The following is a 24,501-nucleotide window of genomic DNA, read 5'->3' as shown; positions in this document are numbered from 1 at the left end:
TTTCGGGCTTCGCTCTCCAGATGAAAGAACGGGCCGAATGCCCAAGGCATGCGACCCGTCCTGCAATCTATCGAAGCCGTGCAGCCGCCCTACAGCTCGGTAACCTCGATGGCGTTGTAGACCTCGTCCCACTTCTCGATAACGAGATGGCCGGTCTGCGGGTCCATGGCATTCAGCTTACCGCAGGTATTGCCGGTCTTCAGAACGGTCACGGGATCGGCGCCCGCAGCGATGGCATGCGCGAAGCCGGCGATCGTAGAGTCACCGGAACCCGTAGCGTTGACGGCGGGAATAGGCGGCACGACGGCGCGGTACACCTTGCCGTCATGGAAACCGAAAGAGCCGGCGGACCCCATGGACACGACGACCCAGGGAATACCCTGGAAGCGCTCGTCGGCCTGCAGCGCAGCCGCAAGATCGGCAACCTGGTCGGGCGTATAGCTCGTACCAAGCAGCGCGTTGATCTCGGTGAGGTTGGGCTTCACGAGCGTGGGCTCATACGAGCTCTCGAGCGCGGCATTGAGCGCGGCACCCGACGTATCGAGCAGCAGCGGCACGCCGGCATCCGTAGCCAGGGCCAGCAGCTCGACGTAATACTCGGCGGGAACACCCTTGGGCAGCGAGCCGGAGATGGTCACGCAATCGGCCTGCTTGACCAGCTCCTCGAACTTCGCGGTAAAGGCGGCGAGCTCGTCGGCAGAGACCTCGGGGCCGCTCTCGAGCAGCTCGGTCTGGTTGCCCTCATGCAGGATGTTCAGGCAGATGCGTGTCTCGCCCGAGATGGGGGTGAAGTCGTGCTTGATGCCGTCGGCGTCCATCAGCTCGCCCATGAAGGCGCCCATGTGGCCGCCCAGCAGGCCGGTTGCCACGACGTCGTCACCCAGCTGCGTGAGGACGCGCGAAACGTTGAGACCCTTACCGCCCGCGGTCTTCTTGGGCGAGACGCGGTTCACGTCGTCGATGACCAGCTTATCAAGCTGATAGGCGGTATCGATGGCAGGGTTCATGGTAACGGTGAGAATCATTGTTCGATTCCTTTCGTCGAATCGTTCTCCCAATAACGCGGGCATGCGGCGTACCGTCACCCGCAGTTCTTCCCGATGGTTCGGCGCTACAGCACCTCGATGCTAAAGCCGCGCTCCACGGTCTCGCCCGGATGGGCAACGAGGCATCCGCGCTTATGCTCGAACACGTCGTCCTCATCGGAGCAAGTCGACAGACCACCCCAGGGCTCGATGGCAACGAAATCGCCCTCGGTCTTGCCCCACACGATGAGATACGGCATGTCGTCGAACCGGACGCGTACGCCCTTCTCCTCATCGTTCTTCACCAGCTCGACCACGCGGCTCTCCAGCACGTCGAAAATGGTCTCGGCGAAGTCGAACAGCTCGTGCGTCAACGGCAGCTCTCGCCCGACCATGGGGTTGGGCACGCGACCCTCCACGTCGATCAGGCCGGTGTCGGGCACAGCGCAGCACAGCTCGTCGGCCTCATCGGCCTCGAACCGCAGCTTGTAATCGCTGTAGGACTCGCCCACATCGAGCGGGCAGGCGAAACCGGGATGGCCGCCGATGAAGAAGGGCATGTCCTCGCTACCGGTATTGGTGACCTCGTAGGACACGTTCAGGCGCTTTCCCTCGATGGCATAGCGGGCCACGAGCTCGAACGGGAACGGATACTGCTCGAGCAGCTCGGGCTTGCTAGCAAGTCGGTACGCGCAGGTCGCATCCTGCGCGTCGATCAGCTCGAACTCCTGCTTGCGTGCGAAGCCATGGCGCGCCAGCTCGATTCGCTTGCCCGAGGCCGTAACCGCGGCGCCGTCGCGCAGACCACCGCAGGTGGGGAAGCAGATAGGCGCCTGACCGCTCCATACAGCAGGATCGCCCTGCCAGAGATACTCGCGGCCGTTCGCCCTCAGAGAGGTAAACGAGCCGCCGGCGCTCGTCAGCGCAACCGTGAGCTCGCCGTTGGTAAGGACGTGTTCCAATGCAATCTCCTTCGTGCATCCTGGGGAGCGGCGCATCGCGGTCGCGAAGACCGGCGGCGCCGCTCATTCCATGCAGATGCGTTACGCGCGATACACGGACTCGCCGGCCAGGTACGTCTCGACGAGCGTCATATCGTCCTCGAGAACGACGAAGTCGGCGTTGCGACCCGGACGGATGGAACCGCACTCGTCGGCGATATCGTTGGCCTCGGCGGGCGCCTGGGTGGCCATGTAGACAGCCTCCTGCTTGGTGGCGATGCCCCACTCGACGACGTTCTTCACCGCATCCTTCATGTTGAGGATGGAGCCCGCGAGCGAGCCGCCGTCCTTCAGGCGCGCGGTGCCCCCGGCGACCACGACGGGAAGCTCGCCCAGGAAGTAGTCGCCTTCCGGCATACCGCCGGCGCACATGCAGTCGGTGATAAGCGCGACGTGCTCGTGGCCCTTGGCATTCATAACGATGCCGGCGGAGATGGGATTCACATGATGGCCGTCGCAGATGAGCTCGGAATAGGACTTGTCCTGGCTGGACAGCGCGGCACCTACCATGCCGGGCTCACGATGGTGCAGACCGCTCATGCCGTTGTAGGTGTGCACGAAGACCTTGGCACCGGCATCGAGGCAGGCCTGGGCCTGCTCGCAGGTGGCGGCGGAGTGACCGAGCGCCACGACGACGCCGGAGGCGACGGCCTGGGCGGTGAACTCGGCGGCACCGTCGTACTCGGGAGCCACGGCGACCTTCTTGACGAGACCGTGGGCGGCGTTCTGCCAGCTCTCAAGCTTGTCCATCGTGGGGGCAGAGAGATAGGCGGGGTTCTGGGCGCCCTTGTACTTCTCGGTGAAGAAGGGGCCCTCGAGGAAGATGCCGTGGATACGGGCGTGCGGCGTATCGTCGCCGGCCTCCACGTACTCGGCTACGCTGGCACACGCCTTCTCGAGCTGCTCCGTGCTTGCGGTCAGCGTGGTGGGAAGGTAGCTGGTAACGCCGTTGCGCAGGATGCCGCGGGAAACGGCGGCGACGCTCTCGGCCTTGCAGTCCATGATGTCGTGGTTGTCGAACCCGTGGATGTGGGTGTCAACATAGCCGGGGGCGATCTGCTTGCCGCTGTAGTCCACGATATCGCAGTCGGGCTTCTCGGTTACATAGGCTCCGAAGACGCCGTCCTCGACCATGAGGTAGCCACCGCGTGCCACGCGCGTGGGAAGATAGAACGCATCGGCCTTGATTGCATAGGTGCTCATACCAGTCTCCTTAAGACAGTTGGTGCAATTGAGTCTCTATATACCCAAAAGGCGCCTGCCCGTCCAAGCAGACCGGGCGGGCGCCTATCAAGCGAGGATTGTTGATCGGAATAGATCAGAAATCACGCACAGAGGCAGAAAATTAGGCCTCGAACGGGTGAATGGTAACACCCTTGACCACGCGGTTCACGGTACCGGTGGGCGACGGGGTGTCGGGGGTGTTGCCCACGCGGATGGAGTTGAGCAGGGAGACGACCTGGGCGAACATCACGAAGGGAAGCGCCAGATAGCCCTCGGGCAGAGCCTCGCGGCCGGCGAAGGTGAAGGAAGCGCCCTCGAAGGACGGAGCCATATCCTGCTGGATAGCGAAGGTCTTCTGGGCGATCTCGTCGCCGTTGATCTCGTTGAGGATGTCGAGATCGTACTTACGGGTGTACTCGTCGTTGTTCATGAAGACAAAGACGAGGGTCTTGTCATCGACGAAGGACTTCGGCCCGTGACGGTAGCCCATGCAGGAATCCCAAGAGGTGGCAACCAGGCCGTGAGCAAGCTCGAGGATCTTAAGCTGAGCCTCCTGAGCCAGGCCAACGAAGGAACCGGAACCCAGGTAGGTGACGCGGTTGAAGTCGCCGGACAGAACGTCGGCGATCTCGGCCTCGCGCTCGATGACCTCGGCACCCATCTCGGCAGCCTGCTTGACCCAGGCCTCCTTGGTGTCGAAATCGGCGGAGTCGAAGATAAGGGTGGAGAGCAGCGTCATGCAGCTATAGGAGCCGGTCATGGCGAAGCCCTTGTCGTTGGCGCGCGGGATGAGCAGCGTGAGCTGATCGGCATCGCCCTCAGACTCGACGGCAAGCTTGCCCTCGGGAGCGCAGGTGATGTTGATGAACTTGACGTTCTTCACGAAGGTCTTGGCAACCTGGACGGCGGCAAGGGACTCGGGGCTGTTGCCGGAGCGGGCGAAAGACACCAGAACCGTGGGCTCGTCAGGGTTCAGGAAATCGCGCGGAGCGGAAACGATGTCCGTGGTAGCGATGGGCTTGAAGTCATACAGCGCGGTATCGCCGGCATGGCGCAGATACGGAGCGCAGGTATCGCCGACGTAATCGGAGGTGCCAGCACCGGTGAAGACGACGGACAGACGGCCCTCGCCCATGGCGCGAGCCTCGGCCAGGAACGCATCGATAGCGTCCTTGTTCTCCTTGTAGATGTTGAGGGTGTCCAGCCACAGCTCGGGCTGCTGCTTAATCTCACCGGCGGTGATGTCGGCGCCGAGGGCCTTCAGGCTCTCAAGATCCTTCTCGAACATTGACAATACCTCTCTTTCACAGTAGGCCAACTACCTTGTAGTATATGCCTGCATTGGTTTGCTGGTTGTAACCAGTTTGCCAATGTAGAAACCATACAATCCCACCATATATGTTAATCGTTGCGCTGGTGGAAGATCTTGTATTTAAACTGGTCGGCTCGTGCAACCGACAGCGTGTATTCGACGATCTCGTTGCTCTCGTTATATGTGGTGCGGACCAAATCGAGAACAGGGGCCCCTTCGCTGATTTCAAGGAGGCGCGCATCGGCGGGGCGTGCGATGCTCGCGAAGAACTCCTCCTCCGCCACGCGGATCTTCTGACGAAAATCTTGCTCGATCACATCGTACAGCGACTTATGCTCAAGCAAGGGACGCTTCAGGGAGAGAAATTTACGGACCGGCATGTAGGTTCGTTCAACCATCATGGGCATGCCGTCGGCGGAACGCAAGCGCTTCAGCTTGAACAGGCGATCACCGATGCGCGTACCCATATGCTCGGCAAGATTCTTATCGGCCTCGAACTCGCAAAACTCAAGAATGGTTGTTTGCGGATCGCGGCCCATCTCACGCATCTGATCCGTAAAGCTATACGAATGCATGAGGTTGGTGGTTTGCACGGAGCGGTCGGCGACAAAGGTGCCGCGCCCGTGCTGACGCACGACGAGGCCAAGGCGCTCGAGCTCCTGCAGGGCTAGGCGGACGGTCGTGCGCGAAAGTCCATAACGCTCGGAAAGCTCGCGCTCGGACGGCATAAGGTCACCGGGGCGATATTCATGGTCGATCTTCTCGGTGAGAATGTCTACGAGCTGATCGTAGAGAGGTTGCTTACGAGCAACAATCGCCATCTCTACTCGCCTCCTTCATTCGCGTACAGAGTCTGAACCTATAGAAAAAGGCCGTGACCCGATACGTACGAGTCACGGCCCAAAATACACACACACAGAAGTAAGGGGCTGTGCGCTCATATCGCTATGAGCGCACGGGGCCTCAGAGCCTTACCAGATGCTGGGCCACAGGCCGAAGGGGCCAGCGCCGAGCAGGCCGAGGACGAGCAGCAGAACGATGCCCTTGATCGGCGTGAAGTTGTGCTTAGCGAACAGGAAGTACAGCATAAGCACGAGAGCCAGCGGAACCAGCTTGGGGAGAACGGTGTCGAGCGTAGAGGCAACGGAGTAGTTAACCTCGGTCTCGGTAACCTCAGCGTAGGTAACGGAGCTCATGCCGTTACCAAGGTCAACGATGCCGCACTCGACGGCATCCTCGCCGGCGACAGCGGTGAGAGCGTTGCCATCGATGTCGGTCAGAGCCAGGGTGCCGGGCTCAGCCTCCTCGGTGTCGATGCCCTCGAGGTCAGCGAAGTTCTCAGCATCCTTGTTGTTGACAACCACGGTGTGGGCAGCAAGGCCACGGGTGGTGCCGTTGGGGATGGTGAGGTTGATCTGCGTACCACCCATGGTGACGGTAAGGGCACCAACGACGAAGACGCCGAGGATGGAAGCAGCGCGGGTGAAGGCCTGCATGTTAGCAGTCAGAGCATCGATAGCACCGGTACCAACCTTGTAAGCCCACTTCATGAGGCCGAAGCGGCAAGCAGCCTGAGCCAGGTTGAAGATAAGCAGGAAGATGAACGGAGCAGCGATGTTGCCCTCGATAGCCATGTTCGAGGTGATGCCGGCCGTGATCGGCACGAGCGTCAGCCAGAACAGAGCGTCGCCGATGCCGCCCAGCGGGGAAGCAGCGGAGATGCGGACGGCGCGGATGGTCTGGGTATCAAGCTTGTTCTGCTCGAGGGAGAGAACGATACCCATAACGAAGGTGACCAGGAACGGGTGCGTGTTGATGAAGTCCAGGTTGTGGTACATCGACGCAGCGAGGTCGTTCTTGTTGGTGTGAACCTTCTCGAGGCCGGGGATCATAGCGAACAGCCAGCCACCGGACTGCATGGTCTCATAGTTGAACGAGGACTGCAGCCAGTAGGAACGAAGAGCCATGCGGTTCAGGGTCTTCGAATCAACCTGCGGAGCGGGAGTAAGATCCTCATACTGTGCAGGTACAACAAACTCATTAGATGCCATCGCTCATGTCACCTCCGTCAAAAGCAGCGCCCTTGAGCTCGGTCTGCTGCTGGAAGTCCCAGAAAGCGATGCCGAAGCCGATAAAGGTCAGGATAAGCAGGGCAGGGCCGGCGATAGCCGGGATGTTGACCGCGATGAGGGCAAGGCCAAAGCCCATGAAGAAGAAGCCCCACATGTCGCGGTTCATCATGATCTTCAGAAGGATGGCGAAGCCGACAAACTTCATCATACCGCCGCCAGCGGAAAGGCCGGTGTTAACCCACTCGGGGATGGCGTTAACAACAGTCTCGCCGAAGGCCTGGCCACCGATGAAGAACAGGGTGACGATAGCGGCGAAGATGAGGCCGAGGATAACCTCGGAGATGACGGTCAGGCGGGTGATAGCCTTCGTGTCAGCCTTCACAGCAGCAGCGCGGAAAGACTCGAGCATGGGAGCACGGAGCGTAAAGAACAGGGTAACGCCGTACTGACCAAGAAGAGCAAACGGGATAGCAGCGGCAACAGCAACGTTGACATCCATGTTGAGAGAGCAAGCGAAGACTGCAGCCATGATGCCACCAATAACAGCGTTAGGCGGCTGAGCACCACCAATCGGCATGTTACCGATGGTCATCAGCTGATACGTACCACCGACGACAAGGCCGGTCTGCACATCACCGAGGATCGCACCAACGACAGCGCCGGTAACGATGGGCTGATACAGGGACTCGAGGAAGTCGAACTGGTCGATAGCGGCGATAAAGGTAACCACGAAGATAAGTGCGACCTGAACAAACGAGACGTCCATCTTATGCTCCTCCTTTCAAAAAATGTTTACATGAGAAAACTAACAAGTGCATTCGATCGGATGAACGAATGCGGTTGGATACGTCCAAGCTCTTACGAGAACAGCTTGGACGTATCCTCGACCGGCGTGCTCGGAACACGCCTAATCTCCAGCTCCACCCCCAGTTCCTGCAGCTCTTTGAAAGCGGCGACATCGGAGTCGTCGACAGCCACAGAAGTGGCCACCTGCCGCTTTCCCTCTGCCATGTGCATGTTGCCGATGTTGACCTTACGTATAGGCACCCCGCCCTTGACGAGCTTAAGCACGTCCTGCGGAGTTTCGGCCACTATGAAGATCTTCTGCTTGGGGGAAGCCTTACCGATGATCTCGATAGTCTTGTCCAGCGAGAAGAAACGGGTGGCGACGCCGGCCGGCGCAGCCATCTTCATGAGGTTCTGACGCATGGTGTTGGTGGAAACCTCGTCGTTGGCAACGAGGATGAGGTTGGAGCCCAGGGTGGAGTTCCACTGGGTAGCAACCTGACCATGAATCAGGCGGTTATCGATACGGGTAAGAAGAATGTTGGGCTCTGCCATGTTGATCCGTTCCTTTCGTATACGTGATCTGGCTCATACATTACTGGTGGCCTTTTGGCCTTCCAATGAATGCCTACTGGCTAATCTCCTGAATTGCATATCGGGAGACATCAAGGACTGCGCCGGAACGCACCTTGATTTCGACAACGTCGCCGTCGACGCTCTTAACGGTTCCAAAGATACCGCCAGCGAACATCACCTTCTGGCCAGGGGCCAACTCGGTGTGGATCTTCTCGAAGTACTTGCTCTTCTTCTTGATATTGGACTTGGACCAGAAGTAGTAGACAAGGCCCATGACCGCAATGAGGATGAGCAGGGCGACCGAAGAAGCAAGGACGTTGGCTCCAAAATCAGCCATTAAATGCCGTCCTCATCGGTGGCTTCGTCCGCAGCGCCCATCACGGAAGCGAGGGACTGACGGGTGACGGCGTCCTTACCGGCGGTGACGGCCTGCTCGGCAAGCGCGGTCACGTCGGTGGCGCCGTTGCGGGCAAAGAGCAGCTCGATAACCATCGGCAGGTTGGTGCCGGTGACGATCTCGAGCTTATCGACGTCGTTGGCGATCATCATAGACTGGTTGAACGGGGTACCGCCGAGGAGGTCGACGAACACGATGACGCCCTCTTCGCACTCGGCGCGCATAGCGGTGATGGCAGCACGCAGGTCATCGCCGTACGTAGCCGCCTCGGAGCCCTCGAACGGAACGATCTGGAAAGCGGGCTGATCGCCAGCAACCATATCGAGCGCGCTCTTCAGACCATTCGAAAACTGACCGTGACCCGTCAGGATAAAGCCAATCATCCAACGTCTCCTTTTGCTCGGGAACTTGCGGACTTCTCCGCAACTGGTTGTAACCACGTGATAAGTTCTTCCATATCTTAGCACCCGTGTAGGTTTCGTCAATTTATTTTTGTTTTCTCGCGTACTTTGATGCCGTCCGTAGGAACATACGCACCGTTCACAGACTTTACCTACCTTTACCAGCTAGAGACTTGAATTCATGGACTCCGGACCAGCGAAACCGTATTCATTTCAGCCTGCATACCTCCATGCCCCGATCTTTACAAGCATGCCCCTCACCTGCTGGTTATTTATGAAGGTGTATGGAGTTGTATCATGCCGGTATACGCATTCAGCTGAAATTACAAACGGTATGAAATGAGCAGTGAACGGTGTTCATATTTTACCGGCGTTGCTCTTCCGCCCGTTTCGATCGATAGGTCGCGCATTACGACTCCGCGCGATATAACAAAAAAGCGCCTCCGAAGAGGCGCTTTAATAATCAATGGAGCCAGCAACCAGGCTTGAACTGGTGACCCCCGCTTTACGAGAGCGGTGCTCTACCAACTGAGCTATGCTGGCACGCATGGACGGCACGAGTGCCGACTGCTAAATATACTACGGGTTTGACTCGAAAAGCGCAAGGGTTCATTCTTGCTTTTCGAAAAAGATCGCTCCCCCTACAGCTCCCGCAAACGCCGCAGCACGCCCAGAAGGGCGCCGGTCGTCTTATCCGCCGCCGCCTCGGCTGCCGCGACAACCTCGGCATGGTTGTTATCGGGACGGCCGGCCTTGTTGGTCACGAGCGTAAGGCCAAGCACCTGCATACGTAGCGCCTGCGCCATGATGACCTCGCATACCGTGGAGCATCCCACGAAATCCGCTCCCAGGACCCGCAAGGCGTTGACCTCGGCATCCGTCTCGTAGCTCGGTCCGAGCATACCCACATAGGTGCCCTCCGCCACAGGAGCGCCCACCTCGGCGGCTGCCTCGCGTGCGAACTCGGTCAGGTAGTTCGAGTAAGCCCCGGCAACCGGCACGAACGGCGTATCGTACAGCGAATGGGCGGCGCCTTCCGGCGTGGAGAGCGGATTGCAGCCCGTGAGGTTCATATGATCCGTGATCAGGCCGAACGTTCCAGGTTCGATATCCCCCACCGCTCCGGATGCACACGTCAAGATGATGTCGCGGCAGCCGAGGCGCTTCGCATGGCGGACGAGCGATGTGACCTGCAAGGCCGAGTAGCCCTGATACAGATGCACGCGGCCGGGATACACAACGACCGGAACCTCGTCGATCGTGCCCACCAGGACCTCGAACCTATGCCCTTCGACGGGGATGGCCTCTCGAGGAAAACCCTCGATGTCCTCATAGGGAATCCGACGCACCACGTGAACGCGCTCGGCCAGGGCGCCCAGGCCGCTGCCAAGGACGATCGCGACGGGATGCTCCATGCTCGGCGCGCAATATGCCGCCAGCTCTTCCTTACCAATTACAGCTTCTGCATTGCAATCAGCCATGCTCGGCGCGCAATATGCCGCCAGCTCTTCCTCTGCCATGGAATACCTCCTTGCACGCGCGCCGCCCCGCGCGATGCGGATGCGGCGCGAAATCAACCGTGTTTCAAGCATACCCACGTAACGACTGGGATGGGAGAAGCTTCAAGCGAACGGACGGTTCTACTCGTCGAAATACTCATCGGCGATCAGCTTGAAGCAGATCTTCTTGATCTGGACGGGTCCATCACCCGGAAACTGCAGCGTCGGAAGATGTGGCTCGCCCGCCACGAATAATGCGAAGCGCCCTTCGGCCAGATCGCCCTCGATGAAGCGAGCCGCGTCCACGAGCTCGAAATCATCGGCCTCGTTGAAGGGTTCGACCTGCGCCGTTTCGCCCAGAGCAACCCTGAACGCCTCGCGGCCCTCCACATCGACCTGCAGATCGTGGTAACGACGATGCGTCTCATAGTGAGAACCGCTGTTGGAACGCGTGGTCGGTGCCATAACGTTGGCGAACACCTTCGCGCCGCATATCTCATGGCACCCGCAGGCGAGCTCGGCCGGATCGTTGTCCGCCAGCCAATCGATGAGGATGTCGAGGCTCTTGCAGAATCCCGCATAGCGGGCGAGATCTTCCAGTGCACCGTAGATCATCGCGGATTCCTTTCCTTCGCATGAAAAAACGCCGCGGCTCGGCGCCGCGGCGTTATCGTAAACCCGTTGGTTCGCGCTTGGCGCCATAAAGCGCGCCGGTGCGCAATCTTTTAGGTATGCGCTAGACGAACAGGCCGTACAGCTCGACATCGGCCTTCGCATACAGATCGTTAGCGAACAGCGTCCACGCCTTGTTGGCCTCCTGGGCCTGGCTGGCGTAGAGCTCGTAGGCAACGTAGAACGCGGTCTGGGCATCCTCATAGGAAGCGCCCTCGGGAGTGAAGGTGGAACCCTTCAGAGCCGAGAAGAACTCGTTGTCCTCGTTGGCCCAGGTGCCCTTCTCGCTATCCCAGTTCTTGCCCAGCAGACCGATGATGTACTCGGCATAATCCTTCGTAGGCGCCGTGGTGTTGCCATCGGCAGGCTGCACCGGGGCCTCGGGGGCAGGGGCCTCGGAGGCCTTGGGGACGATCTGCTCGTACAGCTGGCCCACCAGGGCGTTATCGCGCACGATCTGCTTGGCCTGGTCCTCGTTCACACCGTAATTCTCGGCGATCGCCTTGAAATCGGAGGTGCCCAGTCGACCCTCGGCGTACTCCTTGAGCTGGTCGTCGCTCACCGAAAGGCCGCGGGACTCGGCTTCGGAGACCAGGATTTTATTACGGGCGTACCCCAAGATCATCTCGCCGCTCGGCGCGGGATAGGTGCCGTCGGCGCCCTTCACGGCGTCAAGGCTATACTGGCTCTCAATTGCATCGCGAGCAGAGATCTTGGTGGTCGCGCCATTGAAGTTGAACGAGGCGACCGGAGCATCCAGCTGGCCCTCGGTGAGCGTAGCCGAACCGGCGCCCTTGGCCCCAAAACCGCCGCTACCAAAGAAATAACCGCCGATAGCGGCAACGATCACGGCGACGACGGCGATGGCGATGTACATGGTATGGCGCTTCTTACTCGCATCAGCGTGCTCCACGACAGGCGCGGACGCTTCATCGGCGGACGCGGGCTGCTCGCCGTCGGCCGCGGGCTCGGCCTCGGCTTCGTTCGCGTCGGCGTCCTGCGGCTCCTCCGCGGCGTCATCGCGCACCTCTGCTGCGGAAGCCTCCTCGACGACCTCGTCGTCCCGCTCGGCGGCGATGTCCTCCGCCGAAGCACCCTCGACCAGATCGTAAGCCGCCTCGGGCAGATCGTCGGGGACATCGCTGCGCTCGATGACCTCGACTCCGTCGACGACCTCGCGCTCGTCTTTCTTCTGTTCCAAACCCATAGGTTTCACCTTTCACATAAAATAACGGGCCGTCTCACCATACCGCAAGACGGCCCGCGCCCACACTTATCTTTACCTTAAGCCTCGGCGCGCAGCGATGCAATAACGGCATCGGCGTACGCCTGAGTTCCCACGGCGCCCCGCGCACTGCCCGTCTGGGCACGGCGCACATCGCCGGTTACGGCCGCCCCCTCGGCGAGAACAGCGCGCACCGCTCGGCGGATTCGCTCGGCGGCCTCCTGCTCGCCCACGTGGTCGAGCATCATGGCGGCGGAGAGGATCTCGGCGGTGGGGTTGGCGATGTCCTTGCCCGCGATATCGGGTGCCGATCCGTGCGTAGGTTCGAAAACGGCGATATCGGCGCCGATATTGGAACCGGGCGCCATGCCCAGACCGCCCACCAGGCCCGCGCCCAAATCGCTCACGATGTCGCCGTACAGGTTGGGCAGGACCAGCACGTCGAAATCGGCGGGATTCTGCACCAGGCCCATGCAGGTAGCGTCTACGATCTTATCCTCGAAGGCGATGTCGGGATAACGCTGCGCGACCTCGCGGGCCACACGCAGGAACAGCCCGTCGGTAGCCTTCATGATATTGGCCTTATGAACGGCCGTCACCTTGCGACGGCCGCAGCGGCGCGCATATTCGAAGGCGTACTCGACGATTCGGCGCGATCCCTCGATCGAGATAGGCTTGACCGAAATGGCCGAATCGGGGCGAAACGCCTTCTGGCCCGAAGCGGAAACGAGCTCGGATAAGGCGGCGACCTCGGCTGCGCCCTCGTCGAACTCGATGCCTGCATACAGGTCCTCGGTATTCTCGCGCACGATCACGATATCGACGCCCTCGTAGCGCGAGCCGTCGCCGGGCTGCGACAGGCAGGGCCGAACGCAGGCATACAGATCGAAATGCTTGCGAAGCGCCACGTTGACGCTGCGAAAGCCCGTACCGATCGGCGTGGTGATGGGGCCCTTGATTGCCACCTTGGCGCGCCCGACAGCGTCCAAGACGTGCTGGGGAAGCGGGGTTCCGTACGCTTCCATGACGCCGGCTCCGGCATCGCGCACGTCCCACTCGATGGCGACGCCCGTCGCATCAACGACGCGGCGCATCGCGGACGTGATCTCGGGACCGATCCCGTCGCCGGGAATCAGCACAACTTCGTGGGCCATCGCGACCTCCTACTCTTCGTCGTCGGTATCGGCGGATGTCACCGTGCGGGCGCGCTTCTTGGGCGCATCCAGCTTGAACGTCTCGAGCAGCAGATCGTAGATCTCGGCGGAACGCGCCTTGATGAACGCGCCCTTGCCGTGCTCGGCATCGAATTTGATGCGGCCGGCGAGCTCGGCGGCAACGGTGTCGTCGATCTTACTGCTGGCAAAATCATGCAGGCAGACAAGCATATCGCGATACTCCAGGTCGCCATGGAAGCACTGGATGGCCTCGTCGATGAGGGGCCATGCCTTGAGCGAGCGCTCCTTGCTCGTGGCACCCCACGCCGTGAAGAAACGAAACGCCGAGAAGCGCAGCGTCGCGGAGTCCTCGTCGAACAGCGCGTCCTCGGCCCCCTCATAGGCCTCGGAAAGCTCCTGCGGGCACACGGGCACCAGCGAGGTAAGCGCATCGAGAACCTCCCAGCGGGTCTGGGCTTCGGAGAGGTCCAGGGCGTCCACCAGCGCGGGGACATACGGGGTCAGCGCGGCGGGCTCGCGCTGACCCGCCAGGCTGAACACGCATGCAGCCAGCTGACGCTTGCGGCGCGTTCGGGCCGAGAGGTCCTCTGCCAGCTCGTCCAGGACGGATGAATCCTGCTGGATGCGCTCCAGCAGCCCGGCCTCCTCGGCGCTCAGCCCACGTTCTTTCTGCTCTGCCATACGATTACCTCGAATCCTTCTTGTCGTTGTTCACCGAAATGAGGTCGGGCGCCTTCTCCCCCGCCTTGCGGCGCGCGCGGCGCTCCTCGCCGGTCCCGGCGGCCGCGGTGCGACGATGCTGGCGATTGACGTTCAGGAAGCGATCGAGCACCTTCCACGGGCCCACGGACTCGCCGAAGGCGAGCTTGAGGCCCACGATGGCGCCGGCGAGCATGCCGATGATCGCGGAATAGAGCAGCGGAAGCGGAGCAAACAGCATGGTGAACAGCACGGCGATGCCCACCGCGATGACGTTCATCTTCCAGTAGTCACCGCTGGTGACGGCCTTTTCACCCGCCCAGGCGCCCACCTGGACGCCCAGGTACGCGAAGAACACGAAGAGCAGGGCCGACAGCACGATAAACGAGAATCCCGACATAGACGGCTACTCCCCGTGATGGCAGCAGCCATCGCCGTGGCCACCACAGCACTCGTGGTCGTCATCGTGGTCGTGGCCGCCGCAGCAGCACTCGTGGTCGTCGTCGTGGTCGTGGCCGCAGGCGCACTCGTGCTCGTGGTCATGGTCATGGTCGCAACCGCAACCGCAGCCATCCTCCTCGTGAGCGTTCGTGTAAAGCGACCAGTCAAGACCTGCGGCCACGGCATCGGCCTCCTCCTGGTACAGCAGGGTGATGGCCTGCGTGCCCATGCGCGCTCCGCCGATGGCGTCGAGCATGTCGTAGAGGGTGAAGGCGGTGTCTGCACCGGGAAGGGCGATCTCCTTCTCCTCGGCAACCTGCAGCGCCAGGCCCAGGTCCTTGATGAAATGCTCGACCATGAAGCCCGGCTTGTAGTCACCGTCGAGTGCCTTGGGAGCGAGCTGCTCCATAACGCCGGACTTGCCGGTGCCGCCGCAGATCATCTGCCGCGTCTGTTCCAGGTCGAGACCGCACTGCTGGGCGAGCGCCAGGGCGTCTGCCATGCCGACCATCGAAGCGCCCAGGGCGACCTGGTTCGCGAGCTTGGCGGCCTGGCCCTTGCCGGCGCCGCCGAAGCAGAAGAGGTTGGCAGCGAAGGTCTCGAGCAGCGGGCGGACCGGTTCGATGTCGTGCTCGGTGGCGCCGATGATAGCCGTGAGCATGCCGGCGATGGCACCGGACTCGCCGCCCGTGACCGGGCAGTCAAACGCGTGCTTGCCGCTCACCTCGGCCGCCTCGGCGATATCGCGTGCGAGCTCGGGCGAGCTCGTGGTGAGGTCGATGAGGTAGGCGCCCGGCTTTGCGCAGGCCAGCAGGCCGTCGCCGGCGAGGTAAAGCTCCTCGACGTCTTGCGGGTAGCCCACCATGGTAAAGATCACGTCGGCGTCTTCGACGGCCAGGGCCGGGGCCTCGGCCCATACGGCACCGCGGTCCACGAGGGGCTGCGCCTTACCCGGCGTGCGGTTGTAGACGCTCAGCTCATAGCCGGCATCCAGGATGTGGCCGGCGATGGGAGCACCCATGATGCCGGTGCCGATGAAGGCGACCTTGGTGTTGTGGTTGGACATATCTTCTCCTTACTGGTTGGTTGATTGCAGGCGGTAGGACGCGCGGGACGCCTATGCGTTGCGGACGCGCCTGGCGATGCGATCGGACAGCGAGATCTTCTCAGCGCGGTCGCCGCCCCAGAACGCGACGCCCACCATACCGGGTCCCACGTGCGCGCCGATGGCCGTGCCCACCGAACCGCGCAGGACGGTGATGCCCTCGCATCCCTCCTCCTTGCGAATGGCCGCCTCGAGCCAGTCGGCGTCTTTCTCGGCGTCCGACGACACGATGGCGATGGGCAGGCTCGGGTCGGCCACGCGGTTCTCGTTAAAAGACTTGACCAGTGACTTGAGCGCCTTCTTGCGGCCGCGGCTCACGCCCAGCAGCGACAGCGAGCCCGAAAGATCGAAAGAGAGGTCGGGCTTGATGTCGAGCTTGCTGGAGAGCTGCGCCGCCGCAGGCGGGATGCGGCCGCCAGCGGCCAGCGCATCGAGGCTCTCGAGCGTGAAGTAGCCGTGGACGTAGCGCTTGGCCTCGTTCGCCCAGGCAGCAAGCTCCTCGGCGGACAAGCCGGCCGAGCGCTGGCGCACGGCTTCGAGGGCGAGCAGCTCTCCGCACGCGCAAGGCAGGCTGTTATCGACCACGTAGAGCTCGAAACCCGGATGCGCCCTCATGACCTCCTCGGCGGCGTGAAGCGCCGAATTGTAGCTCGAAGAGAGGGCGCTGGTGAAGCACAGGTACACCGTAGGGGTGCCCTCTTCGGCGCACTGGGTGAAGTACTCGATATAGCGGCCGAGCGAGACGGCCGAGGTGGATGCGCGAACGCCGGCGCGCAGCTTATCGTAGAACTCCTTGGGCGTGATCGAGGCCCAGATGTCATCCGTGTACTCGACGCCATCGAGGATATAGGGGAAGCCCAGGATATCGACGTCGAGCGTGGCGGCCACCTCGGGCGTGAGGTCGGAGCACGTATCGACGACGATACGACAGTGCGGGTTGCGGCATGCTGAAAGAGTAGAAGTGTTCATGAACGCCTTTCCATACGAAAGATGGCGGCCACCCCGCACGGGATGGCCGCCATCCTATTCATGCACCTACTGGCATTTTACTCGGTGGGCACCTCGAACTTGGGCTTGATGATGCCGTATCCACCATTCTTACGGTGATACACCACATTCACCATGCCGGTCGCGGCGTCTTCGAACACGTAGAAGTCATGACCCAGAAGATCGGTCTGGACGAGGGCCTGCTCCTCGGACATGGGCACGAGCTCGATGAATTTCTCGCGCACGAGCTGACCGTCCTCTTCCTCCTCGGGAATCAGCAGGTCTGCGAGGTCCTCGACGCGCGGCACGGGCGCCACGTCTGCAGCGCTGGGGCCGCTCTGGCGGTTGTCGACGACCTTGGTCTTAAACTTACGGAGCTGGCGCGTCACCTTGTCGGCAGCCAGATCGATCGCGGCGTACATATCGGTGCCATGCTCCGCAACGCGAATGACCGAGCCGCGCACGCGGACGGTAGCCTCGACGATAGCGGGGCTGGGGTTGGACGGATTCTTCTCGTAACGAAGGACAACATCAACCGACATGGGCTCGATATCGAACACCTTGCAGGCTTCGCCGATCTTCTCGTCGACGTGAGCACGCAGAGCATCGGTAACCGTGGTCTTGCGACCCGTAACCTTGATATCCATACGTGACTCCAATCTATCCGGGGATATGACTTCGTGATTAGGTTGTACCCACTTTTATGCACCTTCATAGGAAAAGATGGGGTCGTCCGCTAACGAAGTACATACCGCCGCATACCGAAGCGAGCGCGCTCTGAGCGAGCGCTTGCGGTATGGAGCCCTGAAGCCGTGCGACCTACTCGGACAGCGCGTTGAGGTTGCCCGATATCGAAAGCGCGCCGGCGTCCTCCCCCTCATCGTCGACCGGCGCGTCATCGTCCGCGCCCGAGTCGGGAGCAGGAAGCTTGGATGGACGCGCGGAGAGCCCGGCGACGAGCGATTCCCCGATACCCACCGGCATGGTGCCGTACCACGCCGTATGGATGGCATCGAGCGTGCCGTCGGCCTCGATCTCGTCGAGCGCGTCGACGATCGCCTCGCGAAGCTCCTCGTTGCGCGCCTTCACGGCGATACCGTAGCTATCAGATTCGTCGAGCGCGCCCGCGAACACGATGTCGCCGTACGCACGGGAGAGGTAGGCACCGGCCGTGGCATCGCAGGCCACGAAATCAACCTCGCCCTTATCGAGGGCGCTGAGGCATTCGTTCACATTGGCATACGTCTTCTGCTCGGCGCTCGTCCCCAGGGAGGAGAGCATATCCTGCGCCGCGGAGGAAGACTGCACGCCCACCGTCGCGCCCTCAAGATCATCGACGGAAGACGAGAGCGGGGAAGCCTTGCCCGCCATGGTCTTGGCGAAAAGGGCGGGGGCACTTTCGAGATAGGGGGCCACTACCGTGACCGCGTCATCCTCGTCATCCTCGTGGGCGCCGATATAGATATCGGCGGTGCGCGGCGACCCCACTTTATCCGGACGTACGTCGGTGACGAACTCTACGCGCAGGCCCAGGCGGTCGCCCAGCGCATGCGCGACATCGACGGCATAGCCGACCATCTTGCCCTGCCCATCGATCATGGACTGGGGGGCATCGCTCGCATCGATGGCCACGCGCAGCACGCCCGAGGCGCCGATAGCGGGCTCGGATACCTGCGCATGGAGCTGACGCGGAGGCAGCTCGGAACGGGACGGGGTGAGCAGCGTGCACCCGGTAAGGCCCAGCGTGGCCGCGGCCGCCAGCACGCACATCGCATGATGCGCCGTACGGCGCGCGTGTCCCTTGATCATTCCCAAATCCCCCCGCATTCGGCAAGCGCGTCTTGTTATGAAAGACGACGCCTACGGGCCGCACGGCCGGCGAGCGTCGCCACTGTTCCCCCAGCTGACCTGGTATTTGACCCCACACTTGCGCACCGGGGCGTTTGCTCAGCCGCCGCAACGGCATCACGACTAACCCGCTCGCCCGTGAGGCACCTATTGCCTCGAAAGAATAGACCGGACGGTACGTCTTACTTCTAGGACGCGCCATGATCGCCTTGGCGCGCACGCCGCGGCTTACGTGGATCCCTTTGACCGCGTCTGTCATGGACTAGGAGGAGCGCCGAAGGCCCCGCCGCAACCACAGCCTGGAAGGAACGAGGGGCATTATAGCAGGAGATCGCGGAGATGCCATAGGCATGCACCGCATTTCCGCAGGCTAAAGCATGCGCTTCAACCAACTGCCGCGCACGAGGAAACGGCGGCCGGCATTGCCCGCGAGCCACGCAAACGACCACCGAGCCCCTCGCATGCGCACGGGCATGGCTCATCCCGCGCCCGGCCCCATGACGCGCGCGAGCGCGAGGGCATCGACGCCGTCGGCACCCGCATCGCGCAGAACCGACGCTGCCGCCGTCACGGTGGCGCCCGTAGTGATCACGTCATCCAGCAGCAGCACGCGCGCGCCGGCGAGGGCCCCGAACGCATCGGGCACCACCTCGTACGCGCCGTGCGAGCGCATCAGGCGCTCCAACCTGCCCCATGCACGCTGGTCCCCCGCTCCGTGCTTCACCAGGGCATCAAGCACGGGCACCCCGGACAGCTCGGCCAAAACGCGGGCGATGGCCTCCATATGGTCGAAACCGCGGCGGCGAAACGCGCGCGCCGTAGCGGGCACGAACACCAAGGCGTCTGCTCTTGCGAGCAAGCCGCTGAAGCGCTCGGCATCCTCGGCCTGCGCATGCAGCGCGGCGTCGTACAGCATCTCGGCAAAAGGCTCCGCCAACCGCCGCTCCCCCGCGTCCTTGTACATGCGGATCATACGGGCAAGCGGGTCTTGAAACACCGCCACCGCCAAGCACCGATCCGTCGCCATCGTCCGGCCATAGCATTCGGTGCACAGCATCCTGCCAAACGGCGCGCCGCATCTCGCGCACGCCCAAGCAGGGTCGATCAGCTCCAAACGCTCGAGGCAGCCGCTGCAGACAAGCTGTCCCGGCGCCTCGCAGCCCGCGCAACGCGTGGGCGACAGGGCCTCGAGCGTCTGCGCGCCCAACCAGTTGAGCACCGACGCTAGACGCCCTGCCATCGGGCCGCGCGCCGCTTCGCCCAGGCCGCCGCAGGCCCCATGCACCGCCTCTTCCAAAGCCCCGCAAGCCCCATGCAACGCTTCGTCCAGCGCTCCATGCTCCCCTTGTGATATTGCAGTCAAAAGAAACAGCCCTCTCCCGTACGCAAACGAGAGAGGGCCCGTGTTCTGCTGTTATACCCCGTATTCGCCGGGGCCATTCAGGGTTTTCGCCCTGAAGTCTTACTCGTGCGAAGCGTCGGAATTGGGCTGCTCGCCACCGCCCTGCTTGGGCTTTCGAGACCTGCGGCGACGGCGCTTCTTGGGCGCGCCCTCGGCAGAACCCTCGGCTGCAGGCTTGCCGGCCGCGCGCTTCTCCGCAGCTTGGCCACCGCCATCGCCGGGACGACGGCGCGTGACCTTGACGTCCCCACCGGAGACCTGCTCGGCCACGGAAGCCACCTCGGGCTTCTTGGAGGTATGGCGACGACGCGAGCGATTACCCGCCGACGCCTCCTGCTCGCCCGCCTTAGGCGCGGCCTCGCTAGCGGCGCGCTTCTGCTCGGCTCGCGCGGCGCTGAGGAAGGCCGCATCGCGCTCTTCGCCCGTCAGGCGCCTGCGACGACGGCGCGACGAAGACGGCGCGCCCTCCTGCTGGGCACCCTGGGCGGCACGGCGCGAACCGTTCTGCTGCGCGGCGTCGGCGGCCTCGGCCGAAGCCGGACGGCGCCGACGGCGGCGCGACGGCGCGGCGGCCTGCTCGGAATCGTCCTGTTTGGCGACACCGGAGCGAGCGGCCTTCGGGTTCGCGGAGCCCTTACCGCCAAACTTTGCCGCCTCCTCGTCGCGCATACGGCGACGGCGCGGCGTCGGACCGCTGGCGGCGATACGGTCGGCGCGATCGAGGCCATCCCCCACGTCCACACCGTTCTCGCGATCGAGCTCGAGCAGCGCCAATGCGATATCGGGCGACTCGATGCGCTCGAGCACATCGCGCGTCACGCAGTCGGGACGGCACGAGCAACCCTGTTCGCTCGCCTTCTTCTTGCAGCCCTCCGAGCATGTCATGTCCGCGAGGTTCACGCGAAAGACCTTGCCGTTCTCCAGACGCAGGACAAGCTCCTCGCGGGGCGTGTTGTACTCCTGCACCTTGGCCTTGCCCAGCGGCGTATCGATAAGCGCCTTCTTCTTCGGGGCGCGGGACTTGAAATCCTTATATGCTTCGAACTCGTAACGCAGGCAGCACATAAGACGGCCGCACACGCCCGAGATCTTAGACGAGTTGAGCGGAAGGTCCTGTTCCTTCGCCATGCGAATGGACACCGGCTCGAACTGGCCGCCAAAACGCGCGCAGCACAGCTCCTGACCGCAGGTGGCGTAGCCGCCCACCAAGCGCGTCTCGTCGCGCACTCCGATCTGGCGCATATCAACACGCACATGGAAGAAGCTCGACAGATCGCGGACGAGCTGACGGAAGTCGACGCGATCCTCGGCTGCGAAATAGAAGACGGCCTTCTCGCCGCCAAACAGATACTCGACGGCGACCGGCTTCATATCGAGGCCGTTTCGCTCAACAAGTCGGCGGAAATCATGCATCGCGTCCTCACCGCGATCGGCAAGCTCGTCGGCGTGATCGAGGTCATCGTCGGTAGCGACGCGCAGCACGGGCTTGAGCGGCGCCGCAAGCTCCGAAGCGGGGACCTCGAAGGGATCGGCCGTGACCAAGCCGATCTCGGTGCCGCGCTCGGTAGAGCAGATAGCGTGATCGCCCGCGAGGATATCGAGGCGCTGCGGATCGAACCACAGCTCGCGCGAGGCGAACGCGAATTTAACAGGAACAACTACGGGCATGTAAGGGCCTTCCTTATATCGAGGAGCATGACCTCGAGGGCCAGCTGAGGGGTTACGTTGCGAGCGAGACGCCGCTCGGTTTGCGCCACCACATCGAGCGCCGCGGTGACGCCGGCAACGGTCGCGGTCGCGCAAAGACGATCGACCATCTCCGAGACATCCTCGTTCACGATGGGCTCGTCCACGCCCTGCAAGCGCAGCAGGGCGTCGCGCAAAAGCGAGCGAGCGCACGCCAGCGCTTCCATGATACCCGAACGCTCCCGATGGGATAGCTCGCGCTTGAAACGGTCTTCGAGCTGCTTTAATGCTCCACGCGTGAGGTACTCGGAATCGCGATCGAGCACGGCTTGCTGCGTAGACTTCACCTCGTCGAGCGGCGCCTTGATCACGGCCATAAGGTCTTTGATCGACGTGAGGATATCCGCTTCATCCGCACGAGCAAGGTAGTCGACCTGACGAAGCATCGCGCGACGAACCTCCTGCCGTTCAGCGCTTTTGAGGAACTCTGCTGCCCGCGCCGGACTGCCTGCCACCGCGACAGCCATGCGGGCGCGCTCGGGCGAGACGCCCGTGGCACGCTCGACGAGCTCCGCCGAACGCGTTTGCGGCACCGTACGGAACGGAACGCACTGGCAGCGGGATACGATGGTGGGCAAGATCATATCGGCACTGGGACCGAGCAGGATGAACACCACGTTCGCCGGCGGCTCCTCAAGCGTTTTGAGCAGCGCGTTGGCGGTATTCGCGCGCAACTGCTCTGCACGGTCAATGATGTAGACCTTGCGCCTGGAACGAATGGGCGACAGCGAGACCTCGGCCAACAGCGCGCGCACCTGGTCGATCAGGTAGCCTACGGCCGACTCGGGCGCAAAGTAGTGAACGTCGGGATGGGTCTGCCGTGCCACGCGAACGCACGCATCGCATGACCCGCATCCGCCATCCTCGCATATGAGCTGCTGCGCGAGCGCCCAGGCGGCATCGAGCTTGCCCGACCCCGGCGCACCCAAAAACAGATACGCGTGGCTCACCCGGCCCGTCGCCACCGCCTGCGCCAAAAAGTCGCGTACACGCGGCTGCGTCTCCAGCCGCGCCAGCAACGAGCGCTCCGCGATTATCTCGTTCGCCATCTGCCGCCCCGCTCCTCTCGTCCATATCCCTCGGCACGCACGCTAACGCACCGTTAGCGCTCCAGGCACGAAACCACCATCTGCCAGGCGGATGCGAACACTTCATCGATGCCGCGCGATGCGTCCACAACGCGCACGCGCCGCGGCTCCTCCGCTGCGATCGCACGAAAGCCGCGCGCCACGCGACGCTGGTACTCGAGCCCCTTGAGCTCCAGGCGATCGGCCGCATCCCGGCCGTGCCTGCGAGCCGCCGCCACATCGACATCGACGTCGAACACGAGCGTCACGTCCGGTCGACACTCCCCCACGGCCAACGCGTTCGCACGCTTAACCGATTCGAGGTCGAATCCGTTGGCATACGCCTGATATGCCGTCGTCGAATCATAGAAGCGGTCGCACACCACGGTCTTGCCCGCCGCCAGCGCCGGAGCGATCACCTCATGCACCAGTTGAGCACGGGCAGCTTCATATAAGAGCAGCTCGCAGGCGTCACCCATCTCGCCGTGCGCGGGATCGAGCAGGATGCCGCGAATCTTCTCCGAGATGGCGACGCCGCCCGGCTCCCGCAGACGCAGTACATCGTGGCCCGCCGCCTCGAGCGCTGCGGCGATACGCGCCGCCTGCGTCGTTTTTCCGCAGCCGTCCACGCCCTCCACGGTGATAAACAAACCTCGAGCCACTCCGGCACCCTCCTTGCACCTGCTTTTTCAGACTCCATCATACCGCGACCCTTTTTCTCCCCGCACAAAACCCCGCAAAGGCCCTCAAAGGCACGCATCCACGCGGCGGGGGACTCCGGCGTTCGTAAGCAAGCGTTCCATATATGCCCGATCCATCGCCTGCTCGAATGAAAACCTGATCACCATCGCCCCCGTAAGGTTCAGGCGCGGCGCCCTCAAGCGCTCCCGCCTCATGTGGTCCAGCGCCTCGGCAGCGCCCTCGCCGTCAGCAAGATACTTGCCGCCGCCGTCCAACTCGCCGATCACCACCCTTCCATCTGGAAGGCGCCAACAGAAATCGACCCGCCACATTCCGCCCGGAGTCAACGGATCGGCAACCTCGACCTGAAGCTCAGGCAGCTGAAATCCCAGCTCGATCATAACCGCTCGCGCCATCGACTCCCCGCCGTTATCGCTCCTGCCGTCCATCCATCGCAGCACCCGTCGAGCCGTCCGGATCCCCTTACGCCGGAAACCCGAACGCTCGACATGCTCTCGCAGGCCGTCCGCATCGACCAGGCGCCAATGGAGCGCTGAATCGGCAATCGCCAGACCCTGGGAAAAATTCGCCTGGCACAGGCAGTCGAGCAGCGTTGTCTTAAGAGGCGTCACACGTATGCCCGCAACCGTCACGAACGAAGCGTCCCTCACCAGATGGCAATGAAACCGCCCGTCTCCAACAGACCGGTTCTCGCACTCGCTCATCGCGAGATGAACAACGTCGGTCAACCCGTTGGAAACCTGCAGGCCATAGACCAAGGCAGCCGAAAAAGATGCGAACACCCAGCTCGGGTGCTTGCGGGCAACCGCACGTATCAGATGCATCGCACGCGCCCGCCGCGGAAGGCCGTCGTGATAGCACACTCGAGCAAAATAGCCTCGGGAAACCTCGACGGCTTCACCCGCTGCGCAGGCACGTTGAAGCGATCGTGCTTCGAACCGCTCGATCGCGAATGCAAATCGACCCTCTGCCTCCGCCCCGTCTAAAATCCGACTAGCGATCTTCTGGCCTCTTCTGCCCATGCCCGACCTCCTTCCAGCGGGCACCATAGCAAACGCTTGCCGAACAATTCTCCAACAAGCAAATCGAGGCCGCCTAACACCACAGCTCAAAGCGACATCAAATGAAATCAAGCCCAG

At 62.5% G+C, this 24,501-nt stretch carries 25 protein-coding genes and 1 tRNA gene; all 26 read right to left on the bottom strand.

The genetic code is table 11. The features are described from left to right. Positions 1-89: 89 nt before the first annotated feature. Positions 90-1,025 (bottom strand): hexose kinase, encoded by a 936-nt coding sequence (locus E4J93_RS00275; protein ID WP_147587491.1) that lies wholly within the window; start codon positions 1,023-1,025, stop codon positions 90-92. Positions 1,026-1,111: 86 nt separating this feature from the next. Further along, positions 1,112-1,987: an aldose 1-epimerase family protein gene (locus tag E4J93_RS00270; protein WP_147587490.1), complete on the bottom strand. Its 876-nt coding sequence runs from the start codon at positions 1,985-1,987 to the stop codon at positions 1,112-1,114. An 81-nt stretch (positions 1,988-2,068) separates the two neighbouring features. Beyond that, positions 2,069-3,229 carry an N-acetylglucosamine-6-phosphate deacetylase gene (nagA, locus tag E4J93_RS00265; RefSeq protein ID WP_147587489.1) on the bottom strand — a complete coding sequence of 387 codons (1,161 nt, stop codon included), beginning with the start codon at positions 3,227-3,229 and terminating at the stop codon, positions 2,069-2,071. A 142-nt stretch (positions 3,230-3,371) separates the two neighbouring features. Then, positions 3,372-4,538 carry an SIS domain-containing protein gene (locus E4J93_RS00260; protein ID WP_147587488.1) on the bottom strand — a complete coding sequence of 389 codons (1,167 nt, stop codon included), beginning with the start codon at positions 4,536-4,538 and terminating at the stop codon, positions 3,372-3,374. A gap of 113 nt (positions 4,539-4,651) precedes the next feature. Continuing rightward, positions 4,652-5,383 carry a GntR family transcriptional regulator gene (locus E4J93_RS00255; RefSeq protein ID WP_147587487.1) on the bottom strand — a complete coding sequence of 244 codons (732 nt, stop codon included), beginning with the start codon at positions 5,381-5,383 and terminating at the stop codon, positions 4,652-4,654. A 150-nt stretch (positions 5,384-5,533) separates the two neighbouring features. Further along, on the bottom strand, positions 5,534-6,613 hold the full coding sequence (locus E4J93_RS00250) for a PTS system mannose/fructose/sorbose family transporter subunit IID (protein WP_147587486.1): 1,080 nt from the start codon (positions 6,611-6,613) through the stop codon (positions 5,534-5,536). Continuing rightward, on the bottom strand, positions 6,603-7,400 hold the full coding sequence (locus tag E4J93_RS00245; RefSeq protein ID WP_147587485.1) for a PTS sugar transporter subunit IIC: 798 nt from the start codon (positions 7,398-7,400) through the stop codon (positions 6,603-6,605). The genes E4J93_RS00250 and E4J93_RS00245 overlap by 11 nt, the downstream gene beginning before the upstream one ends. A gap of 92 nt (positions 7,401-7,492) precedes the next feature. Then, a complete protein-coding gene (gene agaB / locus E4J93_RS00240) occupies positions 7,493-7,975 on the bottom strand; it encodes a PTS galactosamine transporter subunit IIB (protein ID WP_147587484.1) in 483 nt (160 codons plus the stop codon). 73 nt (positions 7,976-8,048) lie between these two features. After that, positions 8,049-8,333: a preprotein translocase subunit YajC gene (yajC, locus tag E4J93_RS00235; protein WP_147587483.1), complete on the bottom strand. Its 285-nt coding sequence runs from the start codon at positions 8,331-8,333 to the stop codon at positions 8,049-8,051. Next, the gene (locus tag E4J93_RS00230) at positions 8,333-8,776 is read right to left on the bottom strand and encodes a PTS sugar transporter subunit IIA (protein ID WP_147587482.1); all 444 of its coding nucleotides are present in this window, start codon (positions 8,774-8,776) and stop codon (positions 8,333-8,335) included. The genes yajC and E4J93_RS00230 overlap by 1 nt, the downstream gene beginning before the upstream one ends. Positions 8,777-9,261: 485 nt before the next feature. Beyond that, positions 9,262-9,337, bottom strand: a tRNA-Thr gene (locus E4J93_RS00225). 98 nt (positions 9,338-9,435) lie between these two features. Further along, positions 9,436-10,314, bottom strand: a complete 879-nt coding sequence (locus E4J93_RS00220; protein WP_255431835.1) for a purine-nucleoside phosphorylase — start codon at positions 10,312-10,314, stop codon at positions 9,436-9,438. A 120-nt stretch (positions 10,315-10,434) separates the two neighbouring features. Next, the gene (locus E4J93_RS00215; protein ID WP_147587481.1) at positions 10,435-10,908 is read right to left on the bottom strand and encodes a YhcH/YjgK/YiaL family protein; all 474 of its coding nucleotides are present in this window, start codon (positions 10,906-10,908) and stop codon (positions 10,435-10,437) included. A 121-nt stretch (positions 10,909-11,029) separates the two neighbouring features. Further along, positions 11,030-12,172, bottom strand: a complete 1,143-nt coding sequence (locus E4J93_RS00210; protein ID WP_147587480.1) for a hypothetical protein — start codon at positions 12,170-12,172, stop codon at positions 11,030-11,032. 77 nt (positions 12,173-12,249) lie between these two features. After that, positions 12,250-13,344 (bottom strand): isocitrate/isopropylmalate dehydrogenase family protein, encoded by a 1,095-nt coding sequence (locus E4J93_RS00205; RefSeq protein WP_147587479.1) that lies wholly within the window; start codon positions 13,342-13,344, stop codon positions 12,250-12,252. 9 nt (positions 13,345-13,353) lie between these two features. Beyond that, positions 13,354-14,046 (bottom strand): hypothetical protein, encoded by a 693-nt coding sequence (locus E4J93_RS00200; protein ID WP_147587478.1) that lies wholly within the window; start codon positions 14,044-14,046, stop codon positions 13,354-13,356. Positions 14,047-14,050: 4 nt separating this feature from the next. Then, entirely contained in the window at positions 14,051-14,464 is a 414-nt protein-coding gene (locus E4J93_RS00195; RefSeq protein ID WP_147587477.1) for a hypothetical protein, read from the bottom strand. A gap of 6 nt (positions 14,465-14,470) precedes the next feature. Continuing rightward, on the bottom strand, positions 14,471-15,571 hold the full coding sequence (locus E4J93_RS00190; RefSeq protein ID WP_147587476.1) for an NAD(P)-dependent oxidoreductase: 1,101 nt from the start codon (positions 15,569-15,571) through the stop codon (positions 14,471-14,473). 51 nt (positions 15,572-15,622) lie between these two features. Continuing rightward, positions 15,623-16,579, bottom strand: coding sequence for a DegV family protein (locus E4J93_RS00185; protein ID WP_147587475.1), 957 nt, complete (start codon positions 16,577-16,579; stop codon positions 15,623-15,625). Between the two features lie 77 nt (positions 16,580-16,656). Next, positions 16,657-17,244 (bottom strand): ribosome hibernation-promoting factor, HPF/YfiA family, encoded by a 588-nt coding sequence (gene hpf, locus E4J93_RS00180; RefSeq protein ID WP_147587474.1) that lies wholly within the window; start codon positions 17,242-17,244, stop codon positions 16,657-16,659. Positions 17,245-17,416: 172 nt separating this feature from the next. Next, positions 17,417-18,406, bottom strand: a complete 990-nt coding sequence (locus tag E4J93_RS00175; RefSeq protein WP_187231535.1) for an ABC transporter substrate-binding protein — start codon at positions 18,404-18,406, stop codon at positions 17,417-17,419. A gap of 517 nt (positions 18,407-18,923) precedes the next feature. After that, positions 18,924-19,742, bottom strand: a complete 819-nt coding sequence (locus tag E4J93_RS00170; protein ID WP_255431831.1) for a ComF family protein — start codon at positions 19,740-19,742, stop codon at positions 18,924-18,926. Between the two features lie 165 nt (positions 19,743-19,907). Continuing rightward, on the bottom strand, positions 19,908-21,515 hold the full coding sequence (ricT, locus tag E4J93_RS00165) for a regulatory iron-sulfur-containing complex subunit RicT (protein WP_147587472.1): 1,608 nt from the start codon (positions 21,513-21,515) through the stop codon (positions 19,908-19,910). Continuing rightward, a complete protein-coding gene (holB, locus tag E4J93_RS00160) occupies positions 21,506-22,642 on the bottom strand; it encodes a DNA polymerase III subunit delta' (RefSeq protein ID WP_147587471.1) in 1,137 nt (378 codons plus the stop codon). The genes ricT and holB overlap by 10 nt, the downstream gene beginning before the upstream one ends. Before the next feature lie 53 nt (positions 22,643-22,695). Continuing rightward, positions 22,696-23,322 carry a dTMP kinase gene (tmk, locus tag E4J93_RS00155; protein WP_147587470.1) on the bottom strand — a complete coding sequence of 209 codons (627 nt, stop codon included), beginning with the start codon at positions 23,320-23,322 and terminating at the stop codon, positions 22,696-22,698. An 84-nt stretch (positions 23,323-23,406) separates the two neighbouring features. After that, the gene (locus E4J93_RS00150; protein WP_187231534.1) at positions 23,407-24,384 is read right to left on the bottom strand and encodes a hypothetical protein; all 978 of its coding nucleotides are present in this window, start codon (positions 24,382-24,384) and stop codon (positions 23,407-23,409) included. Between the last annotated feature and the right edge of the window lie 117 nt (positions 24,385-24,501).

It is taken from the genome of Collinsella sp. BA40, from assembly GCF_008014645.1.
Taxonomy (GTDB): domain Bacteria; phylum Actinomycetota; class Coriobacteriia; order Coriobacteriales; family Coriobacteriaceae; genus Collinsella.
This window is presented reverse-complemented; position numbering and strand designations above follow the sequence as displayed.

Coding starts and splice junctions, on each gene's coding strand:
- E4J93_RS00210 (WP_147587480.1), bottom strand. CDS start 12,172: ATGGGTTTGGAACAGAAGAAAGACGAGCGCGAGGTCGTCGACGGAGTC.
- E4J93_RS00185 (WP_147587475.1), bottom strand. CDS start 16,579: ATGAACACTTCTACTCTTTCAGCATGCCGCAACCCGCACTGTCGTATC.
- hpf (WP_147587474.1), bottom strand. CDS start 17,244: ATGGATATCAAGGTTACGGGTCGCAAGACCACGGTTACCGATGCTCTG.
- E4J93_RS00220 (WP_255431835.1), bottom strand. CDS start 10,314: ATGGCAGAGGAAGAGCTGGCGGCATATTGCGCGCCGAGCATGGCTGAT.
- E4J93_RS00260 (WP_147587488.1), bottom strand. CDS start 4,538: ATGTTCGAGAAGGATCTTGAGAGCCTGAAGGCCCTCGGCGCCGACATC.
- E4J93_RS00150 (WP_187231534.1), bottom strand. CDS start 24,384: ATGGGCAGAAGAGGCCAGAAGATCGCTAGTCGGATTTTAGACGGGGCG.
- E4J93_RS00250 (WP_147587486.1), bottom strand. CDS start 6,613: ATGGCATCTAATGAGTTTGTTGTACCTGCACAGTATGAGGATCTTACT.
- holB (WP_147587471.1), bottom strand. CDS start 22,642: ATGGCGAACGAGATAATCGCGGAGCGCTCGTTGCTGGCGCGGCTGGAG.
- nagA (WP_147587489.1), bottom strand. CDS start 3,229: ATGAGCACCTATGCAATCAAGGCCGATGCGTTCTATCTTCCCACGCGC.
- E4J93_RS00275 (WP_147587491.1), bottom strand. CDS start 1,025: ATGATTCTCACCGTTACCATGAACCCTGCCATCGATACCGCCTATCAG.
- E4J93_RS00255 (WP_147587487.1), bottom strand. CDS start 5,383: ATGGCGATTGTTGCTCGTAAGCAACCTCTCTACGATCAGCTCGTAGAC.
- E4J93_RS00195 (WP_147587477.1), bottom strand. CDS start 14,464: ATGTCGGGATTCTCGTTTATCGTGCTGTCGGCCCTGCTCTTCGTGTTC.
- agaB (WP_147587484.1), bottom strand. CDS start 7,975: ATGGCAGAGCCCAACATTCTTCTTACCCGTATCGATAACCGCCTGATT.
- E4J93_RS00230 (WP_147587482.1), bottom strand. CDS start 8,776: ATGATTGGCTTTATCCTGACGGGTCACGGTCAGTTTTCGAATGGTCTG.
- yajC (WP_147587483.1), bottom strand. CDS start 8,333: ATGGCTGATTTTGGAGCCAACGTCCTTGCTTCTTCGGTCGCCCTGCTC.
- E4J93_RS00245 (WP_147587485.1), bottom strand. CDS start 7,400: ATGGACGTCTCGTTTGTTCAGGTCGCACTTATCTTCGTGGTTACCTTT.
- E4J93_RS00175 (WP_187231535.1), bottom strand. CDS start 18,406: ATGATCAAGGGACACGCGCGCCGTACGGCGCATCATGCGATGTGCGTG.
- E4J93_RS00215 (WP_147587481.1), bottom strand. CDS start 10,908: ATGATCTACGGTGCACTGGAAGATCTCGCCCGCTATGCGGGATTCTGC.
- E4J93_RS00190 (WP_147587476.1), bottom strand. CDS start 15,571: ATGTCCAACCACAACACCAAGGTCGCCTTCATCGGCACCGGCATCATG.
- E4J93_RS00200 (WP_147587478.1), bottom strand. CDS start 14,046: ATGGCAGAGCAGAAAGAACGTGGGCTGAGCGCCGAGGAGGCCGGGCTG.
- ricT (WP_147587472.1), bottom strand. CDS start 21,515: ATGCCCGTAGTTGTTCCTGTTAAATTCGCGTTCGCCTCGCGCGAGCTG.
- E4J93_RS00205 (WP_147587479.1), bottom strand. CDS start 13,344: ATGGCCCACGAAGTTGTGCTGATTCCCGGCGACGGGATCGGTCCCGAG.